This window comes from Campylobacter gracilis, from assembly GCF_018374135.1.
Lineage (GTDB): Bacteria > Campylobacterota > Campylobacteria > Campylobacterales > Campylobacteraceae > Campylobacter_B > Campylobacter_B gracilis_A.
The window spans coordinates 70,899-85,228 of the sequence record NZ_JAHAFS010000012.1 but is presented as its reverse complement, the minus strand read 5'-3'; the positions used below and the strand labels follow the sequence as shown (position 1 = coordinate 85,228).

Annotated in this window: 11 protein-coding genes and 1 pseudogene; 10 read left to right on the top strand and 2 right to left on the bottom strand. The window is 44.6% G+C overall.

Going from position 1 to position 14,330, the window contains the following annotated elements:
- The first annotated feature begins 59 nt into the window (after positions 1–59).
- The 5 genes from aat to KH703_RS06995 all read left to right on the top strand — a co-directional run bounded on the left by aat (position 60) and on the right by KH703_RS06995 (position 5,126).
- Positions 60–743, top strand: a complete 684-nt coding sequence (gene aat / locus KH703_RS07015; protein WP_304295202.1) for a leucyl/phenylalanyl-tRNA--protein transferase — start codon at positions 60–62, stop codon at positions 741–743.
- A gap of 62 nt (positions 744–805) precedes the next feature.
- Complete coding sequence (locus KH703_RS07010; protein ID WP_304295201.1) at positions 806–2,626, top strand: penicillin-binding protein 2; 1,821 nt, start codon at positions 806–808, stop codon at positions 2,624–2,626.
- 96 nt (positions 2,627–2,722) lie between these two features.
- Positions 2,723–2,845, top strand: coding sequence for a hypothetical protein (locus tag KH703_RS07005; protein WP_304295200.1), 123 nt, complete (start codon positions 2,723–2,725; stop codon positions 2,843–2,845).
- A 189-nt stretch (positions 2,846–3,034) separates the two neighbouring features.
- Positions 3,035–4,270: a nucleotide sugar dehydrogenase gene (locus tag KH703_RS07000; RefSeq protein ID WP_304295199.1), complete on the top strand. Its 1,236-nt coding sequence runs from the start codon at positions 3,035–3,037 to the stop codon at positions 4,268–4,270.
- A gap of 286 nt (positions 4,271–4,556) precedes the next feature.
- Positions 4,557–5,126, top strand: coding sequence for a hypothetical protein (locus KH703_RS06995; protein ID WP_177386614.1), 570 nt, complete (start codon positions 4,557–4,559; stop codon positions 5,124–5,126).
- A 16-nt stretch (positions 5,127–5,142) separates the two neighbouring features.
- Here the strand turns inward: KH703_RS06995 and hemH are convergent, their stop codons facing one another.
- Together hemH and KH703_RS06985 are read right to left on the bottom strand one after the other, a co-directional pair.
- Positions 5,143–6,240 carry a ferrochelatase gene (gene hemH / locus KH703_RS06990; RefSeq protein WP_304295198.1) on the bottom strand — a complete coding sequence of 366 codons (1,098 nt, stop codon included), beginning with the start codon at positions 6,238–6,240 and terminating at the stop codon, positions 5,143–5,145.
- Positions 6,237–7,109, bottom strand: coding sequence for a Gfo/Idh/MocA family protein (locus KH703_RS06985; protein ID WP_040304050.1), 873 nt, complete (start codon positions 7,107–7,109; stop codon positions 6,237–6,239). The genes hemH and KH703_RS06985 overlap by 4 nt, the downstream gene beginning before the upstream one ends.
- 121 nt (positions 7,110–7,230) lie before the next feature.
- Between KH703_RS06985 and alaS the strand changes: the two are divergent.
- The 5 genes and pseudogenes from alaS to KH703_RS06960 all read left to right on the top strand — a co-directional run bounded on the left by alaS (position 7,231) and on the right by KH703_RS06960 (position 14,215).
- Positions 7,231–9,774: pseudogene (gene alaS, locus KH703_RS06980) on the top strand (alanine--tRNA ligase).
- The gene (locus tag KH703_RS06975; RefSeq protein WP_304295197.1) at positions 9,771–10,280 is read left to right on the top strand and encodes a hypothetical protein; all 510 of its coding nucleotides are present in this window, start codon (positions 9,771–9,773) and stop codon (positions 10,278–10,280) included. Before alaS ends, KH703_RS06975 begins: the two are co-directional and overlap by 4 nt.
- Positions 10,280–10,825: a septum formation inhibitor Maf gene (gene maf, locus KH703_RS06970; protein ID WP_304295196.1), complete on the top strand. Its 546-nt coding sequence runs from the start codon at positions 10,280–10,282 to the stop codon at positions 10,823–10,825. The genes KH703_RS06975 and maf overlap by 1 nt, the downstream gene beginning before the upstream one ends.
- Entirely contained in the window at positions 10,819–12,729 is a 1,911-nt protein-coding gene (locus KH703_RS06965) for a transglycosylase domain-containing protein (protein ID WP_304295195.1), read from the top strand. The genes maf and KH703_RS06965 overlap by 7 nt, the downstream gene beginning before the upstream one ends.
- 835 nt (positions 12,730–13,564) lie before the next feature.
- A complete protein-coding gene (locus KH703_RS06960) occupies positions 13,565–14,215 on the top strand; it encodes a hypothetical protein (protein ID WP_304295194.1) in 651 nt (216 codons plus the stop codon).
- Positions 14,216–14,330: the final 115 nt, after the last annotated feature.

Below are 14,330 nucleotides of genomic sequence, written 5' to 3'. Positions count from 1 at the left end.
CCTTTGCCACAGATAGAAAAAAAGCAACCCGCACTAGCTCAAAGCAGTGTCGTTAAATAATGGCTCGGTTTTACGATTTTCCAGATCCTATGGATGCGCCCGATTTTGCGCCGCTTGCAAGTGGCGGCGATCTGAGCGAGGATTGCTTGCTTAGTGCTTATAGCGCAGGGATATTTCCGTGGTTTAGCGAGGATGAGCCTATTTTATGGTGGTCGCCCAATCCGCGCGCGGTGCTTGATCCGCGCGAAGTGCGCGTGCAAAAGTCCATCAAGCCCTATCTTAAGCGATATGAAGTGAAATTTGACGCGAATTTTAAGGGCTTCATCGAGCGCTGCAAAGACGTGCGCAAAAAAGAGAGCGACGGCACGTGGATCAGCGAGCAGATCGTGCAGGCTTACTCGCGTTTGGCAGCAGACGGCTATGCTCACAGCGTCGAGACATACGAGGAGGGCGAGCTTGTGGGTGGGCTATACGGGCTAATTTTTGGGCGTGTGTTTTGCGGCGAGAGTATGCTGAGCCTAAAGAGCAACGCTTCGAAAGTAGCGCTGATTAGGCTTTGTGAGGTGCTTGAAAATTTCGGCTTTCTAATCGATTGTCAGATTATGAACGAGCATCTGAAATTTATGGGTGCTAAAGAGATGCCGCGAGCGGAATTCCTCGCTTTATTTGCTGAGCTTAGTGTGCAAGATAGCGGCTTTGAGCGATTTGCGGATCTTAAAGTTCCGCGCGGAGCGCAGCATTGAGCCAAAGCTTGAAATGCGGCGGCGTAAAAAACGCGCGGAATTTAAAATTTTAAAGAAATAAGATGTGGCAAAGAGATAAAAGCTCCTCAGTCGGTATGATTATCGTGATGTTTATATTCGTGCCGGCGGCGCTTTTCGTATTTTTGGCGATTTTATATTTTTGGGGCAGCACCGAGCGCAAGTTACCGCGTCTGGACGTCAATGAAACCAACAGCGCGATCCGCGGCGCGATAATCGCAAAAGATAATTATGTCGCGGCAAATTCCGTCAAACTCTACAAAGTTAGTGTCGATGCACGTAGCATCGATAAAAACAAGCTTGATCTTTTCGTGCGGCTATACTGCATCTACACGGGCGATAGCGAAAAGCGTGTCAAAAGCGCTATCGAGGGCTCTGGCGGCACGACAGTGCTGTCGTATAAGATCGACGCCAAAACCGCCGTGCACCTTAAAGAGCTTGCGTATAAGCTAAATTTAAAAAAGGTCTTTGTTAGCTTTATAGGCGCAAACGGCAGGCTAAATCCGCCTATCCGCATGAGCGTGAGCGAAAGCGGCGAGAAGCGCAGCTACAATGTCGGTGATTCGCTCACTCCGTTAATCGGCTATATCAATAAAAAAGAGGTCGGCGGCATCACTAAGGTTAGCGGCATCAAAGGGATTGAGAAGTACTACGAGTATTATCTAGCGCCGGTTAGAGATGAGTTTATCGTGGGTCCGCGCGATATCGGCGGTAATATCATTCTAGAGCGCAGCAGCAAAAAGACGGGCAGGATCGACGGCTACAATGTCCGCCTAAGCGTGCCGCTAACGCTGCAAAGAAAGATAGAGCGCCTAAGCGATGAGGGCGCTGATAATTACGATGCGCGAGAAATCGTGGTGGGCATTATGAACTCTAAAACGGGCAAAATTTTATCTCTTGCGACCAATGCCCGCTATGACCCCTCAAACATCACGAAAAACGATCTTAAGAATTTAAATTTTACCGCGAGCGAATACGCCTACGAGGTGGGCTCTATTATGAAGCCGATAATTTTCGCAATCGCCTACGACGCCAAAGCCGTCAAACCGGGCGAGATTATCAATACCTATAACGGCAGCTATAAGCTTGGTACTCGCACGATCCGCGACACGCACCCGGCTAAGCAGATGAGTGGCGAGGAGATCATCATCCACAGCTCAAACATAGGAATGATTAAAATTTCAGAGCGGCTGGAGGGGCAGGCTATTTATGATGGGCTTATGAATTTTGGTATGTCGCAAAAAACAGGCATTGATCTGCCGTATGAGCAAAGCGGAAATATCCCAAGCATCAAAAGCCTGAATAATAAAATTTACAAAGCCACGATCAGCTACGGCTACGGCGCGCAGATGACCTTCCTTCAGATGCTCAATGCCTATACCGTCTTTAACAACGGCGGCGTCATGATTAGCCCGCGCCTAGTCGAAAATCTAGAAAATAACGGCAAAACTTACACTGTTAACGAAAGCGAAACCCGCCAGGTAATCTCTAAAACTACCGCTGACGTAATCAAAGGAATTTTAATCAAAACGGTTGAGAGCGGCACGGGGCGCAAGGGGCGGGTAGCGGGGCTGCAAATCGGCGGCAAGACGGGCACTGCGCGCATCGCCAAGGGGGGCAGCTATTCGAGCGCCTATAACAGCTCGTTTTTTGGCTTTGCCAACGACGCGGACACCAGCTACACGATCGGCGTTTTGGTGCGCGAGCCTAAAAGGGGCAGCTACTACGCCGCTCAAAACGCGCTACCGATATTTAAGCGAGCGGTAGGAATTTTGATAGAGGAGGGCTATCTAAAGCCCGCAGCCGACGCAAACGCCACGCAAAAGGTCGAGATCAAGGATGAGGCGGTTGAAATTAAAGATTAAATTTGCTAAATTTCGCGAGGTTTTTTAAAATTTTGCGGCGATGAAATTTTACGGAATTCGGCGCAGCTTTTTGAAATTTTAAGGCGTTTAAATTTTATGGCGCGGAATTTTGGTGGCATAGAATTTCGCAGCGCAAATTTTAACGGCACGGCGATGGAATTTTATCGTGATGCGAAATTTTGCCGCGGCGTAAAATTCCGTATCAAGACAAAATTTTAAATTTGCTGTCGCGCAAGTAATGCAAGCAAAATGGCGAGCAAGCTTGTAGCGTAAATTTTTAAGACGCAGCGCTATAAATTCACGCCGTATGTCTGCGCAACTGCGAAATTTAGCGAGTTTGGCTGCGGAATTTAACGATGAAATTTAACGCAAAGAAAAGAGGAAAATATGAAAGCAAATGAGGGAAAAATGAAAATAGCGATAATCGGACTTGGCTACGTGGGGCTTCCTTTGGCGGCGGCGTTTGCCGCGAAACACGAGGTCGTGGGCTTTGACGTAGCTCAGGACCGCATAGACGAGCTGCGCGGCGGGCACGATCGCACGCTGGAGCTTAGCGACGAGGAGCTTGCTGCGGCGATTCAAAACGGGCTTAAATTTAGCGCAAATCTAGATGATATGAGGCAGAGCAATTTTTATATCGTGTGCGTGCCTACGCCCGTAGATAGGCTAAATCGCCCCGATCTTACGCCGCTAATCAAGGCCAGCGAAAGCGTCGGGGCCGTGCTTAAAAAGGGCGACATCGTCGTGTATGAAAGCACCGTTTATCCGGGCGCTACAGAGGAGGACTGCGTACCAGTACTGGAGCGCGCCAGCGGGCTTAAATTTAACCGCGATTTTTTCTGCGGATATTCGCCCGAGCGGATCAATCCGGGCGATAAAATTCACACCGTCACGAAGATCAAAAAGATCGTCTCGGCAAGCACGCCGGAGGCTTTGGACGTCGTAGATAGCGTCTATCTTAGTATCCTGCAAAACGGCACCTTTCGCGCTAGCAGCATCAAGGTCGCCGAGGCCGCAAAGGTGATCGAAAACACCCAGCGCGACATCAATATCGGCTTTATAAACGAGCTTGCGATCCTGTTTGGCAAGCTCGGTATCAACACCAACGACGTCATCGACGCGGCGGCTACGAAGTGGAATTTCTTAAGCTTCCGTCCGGGCCTCGTGGGCGGACACTGCATCGGCATCGATCCGTATTATCTGGCGCAGAAGGCGACCGAGGTGGGTTATCACCCCGAAATCATCCTCTCAAGCCGTCGCATCAACGATAATATGGGAAGCTACGTCGCTACGGAGGTCATCAAGATGATGATAAAATACGACGAAAAGGTAAAGGGCGCGAAGGTCTTGATCTTGGGACTTACGTTTAAAGAAAACTGCCCCGACACCCGCAATACGCGCGTTGTGGATATGATAAACGAGCTTAAAAATTTCGGCTGCGAGGTAAGCGTCTATGATCCTTGGGCGAGCGCCGCCGACGCTAAGAGATACTACGACATCGATCTGCTGCAAAAGCCCGATTTGCGCAAATTCGACTGCGTCGTAATTGCCGTGGCGCATAAGCAATTTTTCGAGCTTGATTACAGGGGCTCGCTGGTTTACGACGTGAAAAACGTCTATAAAGACGCGCAAGGAAGGCTTTGAGATTTTGCTTGGGGTTTAAAATTTAGACTTTTAAATCGATGGCTTAGCGGGGATAAGGATGAACGAGGCAAGGCTTGAAAAGTTAAAGAGACTTTTAGATGGGCGGCGTCAGAATTTAGAGCGGGGCTCACAGGAAAATTCTGACGCTCAAAATTCCAATGCCTTAATTTTAATAAAGGAGATATAGATGAGTAGAGGAAGTGTTGATAAAAGGTGTACTTATTACAGGTGGTTTTAAATCGCTACAAGAATATTCTGATTTGCCAAAAGCTACTAAAGGAATACAATGAAAAACCCGCTTTACTACGTAGATTATTGGTATGATTTGATTAAATTCGGCTTCGATCGGAAACACACTTTTATAACGCTAATCGTTGTTTGCGTTTCATTTATCGCACCGATACTTCTTTTGATAGCATATCAAAGCGCACCTAGTAGAAAAAATATAGAAGATCCTTTTGTTTTTGTTGGAACTATAAGCGAATTTCATAAATATGATAGCTATCGTGGCGGAACCGGCTGCAATATATCCGTGCGAGGAAGCGGTAAAATTTTTGATCTGCATATCGGAAATAGCAAGACAGATTATGAACAATTCGGTATGCAATTTTGTGATTTAATTTACAAAAACTATATAGATCAAATTTGCGTAAAAATTAAAATGTCGGAAAGATTTTTAAATGAATACGGGTATTGCGATGGAACAAAAATACATACCTCAAATGCAGAGGATTGGGATAATTTATATTTTCAAAGAAATATACTAACCTTAACTAGTATATTGCTATTTTTATCCGCATTGTATTCAATCCTCAAGCTTCATAAAGAATATAAAAAATCCAAACTAAAAGATTAAATTTTAATCTCTAAATTTACAGCGCCTGCGCGAGTATAAATTTTGCAAAATCCTCGCGGGAGTTCGGGCATTTGCACACTTCGTAGTATTCGTAATTCAGCTCGCGCGCAAGCTGTCTATAAAAAATATCTAATTCGAAATTCGTTTCTGAATTATCCACGCAAAATGCGATCGGAAATATGAGCGCTTTTTTGCTCTGCAGATCTCGCAAGACGTCCGCGACATTGGGCTCTAGCCACTTCACGGGACCCAGGCGCGATTGATACGCCAAAATGATCTCTTTAAATTTAATCCCGCGCGCAGCCAGCAGATCTTTTAAAATTTCCACATGCGCCTCGACCTGTGCCTCGTAAGGATCGCCCGCGGCGATCATTTTTACCGGCAGCGAATGCGCAGAAAATATGAGCGAAATTTGCGAAATTTCATCCGCGCTAAATTTCGCGACGCAGCTTGCGATTAAATTTAGTAAAATTTCGTTGTAAGCGGCGTTGTCGTAGAAGATGTCAATGGTTTTATAATTTTTTATACCGAGCCGTTTAAGCGCCGCTTCGGCAGAGTACAGGCTCGATTGCACCGTAGTTTTCGAGAAGTGCGGATACAAAGGCATCAAAATTATCTCGTCAAAATCCGCGTATTTTTTAAACACATCCTCCGCAAATGGCGGCGTGTAATTCATCGCATAATCGCAAATCAGCTCGTCTATCGGTTTTTTATCCCGCGGCGCTTCATTTTGCAGCGCCTCGCCCTGCGTCAGGACGTCTCGCGGCTGCTTGCTTTGCAATGAAATATCTTGCGGCGGCTCATTTGCGGCACCTGCATCCGCCGTGCCTTCAAATTTTAATCCCGCGCCTAATTCGGCTCGCGCTAGCTCGTTTACCCGCCCGCAAAGAGCTGCGGTGATGGAGCATATCGGCGAGCGTCCGCCCAGTTTTTCGTAGTTGCTACGCGCCGCCGCCGCTCTACTTCTTACGATGAGTGTAGCCAAAATGCTGCGCCAAAAACCACTTTTAATGCTCAAAATAAAGGGGTCGTTAAACATATTTTTTAAAAAAACTTCAACCTCGCCCAGATTGTTCGGACCGCCCATGTTGAGCAAAATTAAAGCTTTTTTCATGAGATGATTTCTCTGATTTTTATCGCATCCTCTACGCTTGCAAGACCTGCGTTAGTGCTGCTGTCGCACATCGCGCAAAACGCTTCGTGTTCACGTCGTAGCGAAAAGTCATCGCGATCGACGCGTAGATTCACGCGCCCGTCAGGCGTAATTTTAAAAAGAGTTATTGAGATTAGATCGCCGAAATACACGCCACTATCGGTGCAAATCTCGATACCGTGGCGTCTGATCGGATAGAGATTGGACTGCATTAGCGTGCAATAGCAGCCGCTTTTTGTGTGAAGCGTTGCACATGCGGCTAGAGTGCGCTCTTTAGAGATATTTTTGCTAAGTTCTATGCAAGCGATCTCGCTGTGAGAAAGCAGCCGCACAAGATCGATATCTCTAAAAAGGGCATTGGCGACGATATCTGCTCTATCATCGTTTGCAAAACCGCTTACAAAGCTCATCGAAAAAATTTTATCCCCCTTGGCAAGCTCGCGTAGCAAGGATACGATGACAGGATTGTAGCGGTCGGAGTAGCCTACGGCTAGGCGTGTACCGTTAGTGGTGACTGCGTAGTTTATCTCTCTAGCTTCGGCTAGGCTTTGTGCGAGCGGAGATTCTACAAAGATATTTTTAGTAAACGGCAGGCATTTTAAAATCAGCTCTTTATGCGATGGCGGGGGAGCTGTGATGACTACGGCGTCGGGCTTAGCGACGTTAAAAAGATCGGTTAGATTATCAAAGATCGGATAGCGCGGGCCAAAATTTTCACTGCTGCCCTTATGATAAAGCGCTACAAGCTCGAAATAATCGCTCCTTCTTAGCTCGCTGAAGTGCTTTTGACCAAGCTCGCCCATGCCTATGATCGCTATCTTTTTTTTCATCGCCATGCCCTAAATTTAATCTTTTGTGCCATTATAACTAAGAATGGTTAAAATTTATAATTTTTAAAATCTAATTTAGCTAAAATGCGCCTTTAAAATTTAACTTGAAATAGGACAAATCATGGATATTAGAAGCGAATATTTAAATTTCTTTGCAAGCAAGGGCCATCAGATCATCCCTAGTGCACCGCTGGTGCCAGATGATGATAGCTTGCTTTTTACAAACGCGGGCATGGTGCCGTTTAAAAGCATATTTACTGGAGCCGTTCCGCGTCCGACGCCGCCTATCCGCACGAGCTGTCAGACCTGCATCCGCGCCGGTGGCAAGCACAACGACCTAGACAACGTCGGCTACACCGCGCGCCATCATACGTTTTTTGAGATGCTTGGAAATTTCAGCTTCGGCGAGTATTTCAAAGAGCAGGCAATCGCCTATGCGTGGGAGTTTATCACTGAAATTTTAAAGCTTCCTAAAGATAAACTCTACGTCACCGTGCATGAAAAGGACGATGAGGCGTTTGGGTTCTGGGCGCGCCACATAGCGCAGGAGCGCATCTACCGCTTCGGCGATCACGATAACTTTTGGGCGATGGGCGATACCGGGCCGTGCGGACCGTGCAGCGAAATTTTTTACGATCAGGGTGAGGAGCATTTTCACTCGCCCGAGGATTATATGGGCGGCGACGGCGACCGCTTTTTGGAGATTTGGAATTTAGTTTTCATGCAGTACGAGCGCAGCAAAGACGGCAAACTTAGCCCGCTTCCAAAGCCTAGCATCGACACTGGCATGGGGCTTGAGCGCGTCACAGCGATTAAAGAGGGCAAATTTAGCAACTATGACAGCTCGCTTTTTATGCCACTAATCGACGAGGTTGCAAAGCTTTGCGGCAAACCTTACGTTTATGAAAGCGGCGCGAGCTATCGCGTCATCGCCGATCATATCCGCTCGGTTACGTTTTTGCTAGCGCAGGGAACAAATTTTAATCGCGAGGGCAGGGGATATGTTTTGCGTAGAATTCTGCGCCGCGCCGTTCGCCATGGCTATCTGCTCGGCATCAAAGAGCCCTTTATGTATCGCCTCGTGGATAAAGTATGCGAGCTGATGGGCGGGCACTATGCCTATCTGAATGAGAAAAAGCAAGCCGTAAAGGAGCAGATCAAACTCGAAGAGGAGCGGTTTTTCGCCACTTTGGCAAACGGCATCGAGCTTTTTAACGAGGAGCTTGCGCGCACTAAAGAAATTTTTAGCGGCGAGGTCGCGTTTAAGTTATACGATACCTACGGCTTTCCGCTCGATCTGACCGCCGATATGCTGCGCGAGAAAAATTTGCGCGTGGATGAGGCTAAATTTGACGCGCTTATGAGCGAGCAAAGGCAGATAGCTAAGGCTGCATGGAGGGGCAGTGGCGATAAAAACGTCCGTGGCGATTTTAAGGCACTGCTAGAGAAATTCGGCGAGAATAAATTTAGCGGTTACGAAGAGCTTAGTCGCACGAGCAAGGTTTTAGCACTGCTTAACGAGGATTTTGCGGAAGTGGATGAGCTCAAAGCCGGCGATATCGGCTGGGCGATGTTTGATATCACTCCGTTTTATGCACAAAGCGGCGGTCAGATGGGCGATAGTGGTGAAGTGGAGTCCATAGCCGATGTGTTTGATACGCAGAAATTTTATGGGCTAAATTTATCCCACTTGCGCCTTAATCGTAACTTAAAAATTGGCGATATCGTCGGGCTCAAGGTTTCTGAGGAGCGTGAGCAGATTGCACGCCATCACAGCGCGACACATCTTTTACACGCGGCGCTTCGTGCGGTGCTAGGGGCTCATATCGCTCAAGCAGGAAGCTTAGTCGAAGCAGACCGCTTAAGATTTGACTTCTCGCATCCTAAGGCACTTAGCGATGAGGAGCTAGCTAAAATCGAGGAATTTGTAAATAATGCCGTTTGCAAGGGCTGTGCGGCAAAAACTGAGATTATGGATATAGATGATGCTAAAAACAGCGGCGCGATTGCGCTTTTTGGCGAAAAATATCGCTCAAAAGTGCGCGTTGTGAGCTTTGGAGAGATTAGCAAGGAGCTTTGCGGCGGAATTCACGTGCGTAATTTAAGCGAAATAGGGTCGTTTTTTATAGTCAAATAAAGCGGCGTAAGTGCGGGTGTTAGACGTATCGAGGCGGTTTGTTCTCGCGCTGCTTTAAATTTAGCGCTTCAAAATCGCGCTAAGCTTGCTGAAATTTCTGCGGAGCTAAAAGGGATTGAGCCTCTCCGCGCGATTGAGAAATTAAAAGATGAGATCAGATCGCTAAAAGATCAGATCAAGCATGCAAGCAGTTCTCATTCACTGGCGTTTTTAAATGTTGGCGATACCAAACTTTGCGTAGCCTCGGTCGAAAGCGGCGATATAAAAACTATGATAGATGAGTTTAAAAATAGCCACGAAAAGGCGGCGATAATGCTGATGCAAGTGGGCTCAGATGGCAAAATTTCAATTGCAGCAGGCGTTAAAAACGCACCTATTAAAGCAGGTGAGTGGGTTAAGCTCGCGGCGCAAATTTTAGGCGGCGGCGGCGGCGGACGCGATGATTTTGCAACCGCAGGCGGCAAGGACGTGCTAAAAATCGAAGAAGCGATCAAAGAGGCGATCTCTTACGCAAAAGGTAAAATTTGAACGAAATCGATACCGGCTTCATCAAAGCCTCGCAAATTTTGCCGCTGATTCACATTTTAAGCGTGATTTTTTTGATCTGCGCGCAGATCTGCGTATTTTTGATCGCGCGAATTTTTATGAATTTAAGCAGTAAAAGCCAAGCAGATGTAAAGGATGTAAAATTTACAGAAATTTTGCGATATATGAAACGCTACGAACAACTCTTTGCACTATTTTTGGCGATCGTTTGCGTAAGTGGATTTTTTCTTGCGGACGGCGGAGGTTTTAAATTTTCAGATCCTATGGTAAAAGGCGCGATTGCGACACTGTGGGCTGGCGCCGGCTTTATATTACTAAATTTTATCTACATGCATTATAAAATTTCATCTTTGAAGCGAGCTTTGGATGCGGGAGATGAGCTTGAGGCGAATGAGCATTTAATCATCGTCGTTAAATATTTCATCCCGTTAAATATCGTAGTTACGCTGATTTGCGTTTATTTGGGCGTGACAGTGGGTGAATTTTGATGATTTATTTAGCTTCAAGTTCGCCTACTAGAGCGCAAATTCTAAAGGATAACGGCGTAGAATTTACGCAAATTCCTTTTAATTTCGATGAAAGCGGCATTAGCAAGGACGATGCACGCACCTATGCTTACCGCGTTGCCGTAGCCAAGAAAGTGCAGTTTTTTAAAATTTATAAAAATTATGATAGAGTGCTGTTTGCCGATAGCTCCGTGCTTGCCGGCGGTAAAATTTTAGGCAAGGCGCGGGATGAAGCGGACGCATTAAGAATGCTGCGAGCTCAAAGCGGTGCCAGCTGCGCCGTTTATACTGCGATGATTTTTTGCAGTAAGGCGCTAGAGCTTTCGGCACTTAGCGTCGCAAGCTTTGAATTTGCGGAATTTAATGAAGCGGATTTAAAAAGCTATATCGCTAGCGGCGATTGGCGTGGCAAGGCGGGTGCGATGAGTATCGAAGGCTTTAACGAAAAATATATCAAAAGCTCGCGTGGGTCAAAATTCACGGCGATGGGGCTTGATCTGGAAATTTTAAAGAGGTTTGTATGGTAAGAGTTTTATTTAGTTTTATTACGGTTTGTGCGTTTGCCGCAGGCGGAATTTTTTTGTATTTTTACTCGCAAATCCGCTTGGAATCGGACTCGATCATAGATTATCATCCCGAGCTTACGACTAAAATTTATGACCGCAACGGCAATTTGATAGCCAATGTTTTTAATGAACAAAATAGAATTTACGTAAAATTTGACGAGATCCCGGGCCGCGTGATCGAGGCGCTCGTAGCTATCGAGGATACGGCGTTTTTCGAGCATGGCGGCGTGAACGTGGAGGCGATTTTTAGGGCGATTATTAAGGACGTCAAAGCGATGAAATTCGTCGAAGGGGCTTCCACGATTACGCAGCAGATCACGCGAAATTTAGTTCTTTCGAGCGAAAAGAAGCTTGATCGCAAGATCAAAGAAGCGATTCTATCGCTTAAGATAGAAAACGCCCTAAGCAAGGAACAAATTCTAGAGCGTTACTTCAACGAAGTGTATTTCGGGCACGGATATTACGGCATCCGCACGGCGGCTTTGGGATATTTCAAAAAGGATTTGCAAGATTTGAGCCTTAAAGAGATCGCGATTTTAGTGGGCTTGCCGAAAGCTCCTAGCAGCTTCGATCCTACTAAGCACCTAGATTTGTCGCTTTCGCGCGCCAATAATGTGATTTATAGGATGCATGAGCTCGGCTGGATAAATAAGACCGAATATGAGCTTGCGATGAACGAACAGCCTATGATCTACAATGAAACGCTCACGCAAAACGTAGCGCCGTATGCCGTAGATGAGATTATAAAAGAAGCCGAAAAAATTCTGCCGGACGTCCGTACGGGCGGATATCGCATAGACACGAGCCTTGATCTAAAGGCGCAAGCGATGGCGCAAGAGGCATTAGTTTTCGGCTACAATGAAATTTTAAAGCGCAACAAAGACGCCAATGCAAGTAACGTAAACGGCGCTATGGTCGTCACGCATCCGCAAAATGGCGAAATTTTAGCCTTAGTAGGCGGCGTGGATTACGCGAAATCAAATTTCAATCGCGCCAGCCAATCCCAGCGCCAAACCGGCTCCAGCTTCAAGCCTTTCGTCTATCAAATCGCCCTTGATATGGGCTACTCGACGATGACCGAAGTTCCCGATATAGCTAGAGAATTCGACGATGGCAGCGATAAAACGTGGAAGCCGAAAAATTACGACAAGACTTACAGCGGCTACATCACGATCAAAGAAGCTTTAACGCGCTCACGTAACCTTGCCTCGATCAATCTGATGCAATCTATCGGCGTTGATCGCGCGGTAAAAAAGCTGGGCGAGTTCGGCTTTAAAAACGTCCCGCCCGCTCTATCGGTGGCTATCGGCAGCTACGGAATTTCGCCGCTTGAATACTCCACAATGTATTCGATGTTCCCGGGGCTTGGAATTACAGCAAAATCAAAATTTATCGTTTCGATTACCGATAAGGACGGCAAAACTCGCTTTATCGAGCCTGAGAGACGTCGCGTGCTGCGCCCTGAGCAGGCATATCTGATGACTACGCTGCTAAAAAATATCGTGCAGCGCGGCACCGGTACTCGCGCGCGAGTGCAAGGCATCGACATAGCGGGCAAAACAGGTACCTCAAACGACAGCATAGATGCATGGTTTTGCGGCTTTACGCCCGATCTGCAGATCATAATCTGGTATGGCAACGACGATTATAAACCTATGCGAAAGGTCGAGGGTGGCGGACGTACTGCAGCACCGGTCTTTGCGAAATTTTTAGATGCCTATTTAAAAGAATATCCGCAAACCAAGCGCAACTTTACCATCCCAGACGGCGTTTTTAGCCGCCAATACAACGGCAAGGAGGAATATTATACTAAAATTTCGCCGCTTCCTAAACCCCGAGAAAGTAGCAGCGACGGATCGCTTTAAATTTGGATGCAAATCCAAATTTAATCCGTTCTCGGAAGCCCTTACATAGATTGCGTTACACAAACTATAAATATGCTAATTTTATAGTTTGTGTAAGGTTGTAGGCAATAAAATGCGTAATCATTTTATTTAGGGGTTAAGATTGCAGGATTTAGAATTTGAAAGCAAAAAGATAAGAATAGAAAATACTCGTATAAAATTCGGTAAATTTTTTACGAAATTGTGTTTTATATATTTTTTATATTCTCTTAGCGCCTTTATAATTCCTAAAAATATTTTAGATATTTCTCCTGTGTGCTTAAATTTCGTAAATTTTATGAAAAGCTATTTTCCAAATATCGAAATTATCGGCAATATTAGCCCATACACCCAACTTTCGGAATTTTACGTTAGTATTATGTGGATATACGGGATTATTATTTTTTGCGGTTTCTAGCTTATATTCATTGGTTTATTATATTTACTTTTGCAGATATGATGATGATTTTATAGTGCTTTCAAAAAAGAAGCGGGAAAACGATTGCCCGTTTTTGTTGCTTCCATTTATGTTCGGTCTTGGTATTTTTATGTTTTGGGTTTATTATACCGGATATTTTGCAAGTAGCGGTATAAGCATAAGAACAAGCCATTTTATGCCGGAATTTCAAAGTAGATTTTCAATTTTTGGATATATCTTTTTCTTTCAATCCGGTTTTTCTCTTTCGGGTTCCGTAATATTAATGTCTACATTCGAATTTATTTACAAAATATATTTCTATTTAAAAGGAGTGAAAGATGCAGAGCAAAGTCAATGAAAAGAGCGGCGTATTGAATTAAAAATTTGGAGTATTATCGTATGAAATTTCAAAGTTATAAATCTGAAATGCCTCTTTTTATGATCAAAGATTATTGGACTAAAATCAGCACAGAATGTTATTTAATATTAGCTGTATTTTTAGTTATATTTCTATTTTTCTGCAGAGGAAGTGCTTGGGCATATCAATTTTTAGGAGCTGTTACTTTTTTAGTGGGAATTTTATTTATTAATAAACATAAATTTTTAAATTTCTATTCCGATAGAATAGAATATAATTCTTTATGCAAAAATTATAACGATGTATATTCGGTACATAAAAGTGTAAAGGCTTCTAATTTCGATAAAATCGCTATTTATAAATTTTCTGGACTCGTGATTGAAGACGCTTGCAAATACAATGCCAATATAACTAGGTTTAAAAAATTTCTCTTGCTAATTTTATCGTACGCTTTGCATCCGATAAATCTTCTTTGCTTTGGTGTACTTAAAATTTTAAGAAGAATAGATAGCATAAATTTAAATGTTCTAATTTTATTAGATAGTACTCATAGTAATTATTTTGCCATTCCGTTAACTATGTTAAGTGAGTATGAACGAGTAAATTTGAAAAAGTATTTAAAAGACAAACTAAATCTAAATCTTGATAATATTGAGGTAAGGGATAGATTTATAGATATAAATTTTATATAAAATTTTTTAAAACCCTTTATTTCAGTATACTTTAATAAATTCCAGCTTAAGCAGATAAATTTTATCTTTTTATTGACGGACCTCAATGCTTATAGAAATTTAAATAGGTAAAATT

What these genes read in the sequence shown, in the direction of transcription:
- KH703_RS06965 (WP_304295195.1), top strand. Translation starts at nt 10,819, where the DNA reads ATGGTAAGAGTTTTATTTAGTTTTATTACGGTTTGTGCGTTTGCCGCA.
- aat (WP_304295202.1), top strand. Translation starts at nt 60, where the DNA reads ATGGCTCGGTTTTACGATTTTCCAGATCCTATGGATGCGCCCGATTTT.
- hemH (WP_304295198.1), bottom strand. Translation starts at nt 6,240, where the DNA reads ATGAAAAAAGCTTTAATTTTGCTCAACATGGGCGGTCCGAACAATCTG.
- KH703_RS06960 (WP_304295194.1), top strand. Translation starts at nt 13,565, where the DNA reads ATGAAATTTCAAAGTTATAAATCTGAAATGCCTCTTTTTATGATCAAA.
- KH703_RS07005 (WP_304295200.1), top strand. Translation starts at nt 2,723, where the DNA reads ATGGCGCGGAATTTTGGTGGCATAGAATTTCGCAGCGCAAATTTTAAC.
- KH703_RS06985 (WP_040304050.1), bottom strand. Translation starts at nt 7,109, where the DNA reads ATGAAAAAAAAGATAGCGATCATAGGCATGGGCGAGCTTGGTCAAAAG.
- KH703_RS06995 (WP_177386614.1), top strand. Translation starts at nt 4,557, where the DNA reads ATGAAAAACCCGCTTTACTACGTAGATTATTGGTATGATTTGATTAAA.
- KH703_RS07000 (WP_304295199.1), top strand. Translation starts at nt 3,035, where the DNA reads ATGAAAATAGCGATAATCGGACTTGGCTACGTGGGGCTTCCTTTGGCG.
- KH703_RS07010 (WP_304295201.1), top strand. Translation starts at nt 806, where the DNA reads ATGTGGCAAAGAGATAAAAGCTCCTCAGTCGGTATGATTATCGTGATG.
- maf (WP_304295196.1), top strand. Translation starts at nt 10,280, where the DNA reads ATGATTTATTTAGCTTCAAGTTCGCCTACTAGAGCGCAAATTCTAAAG.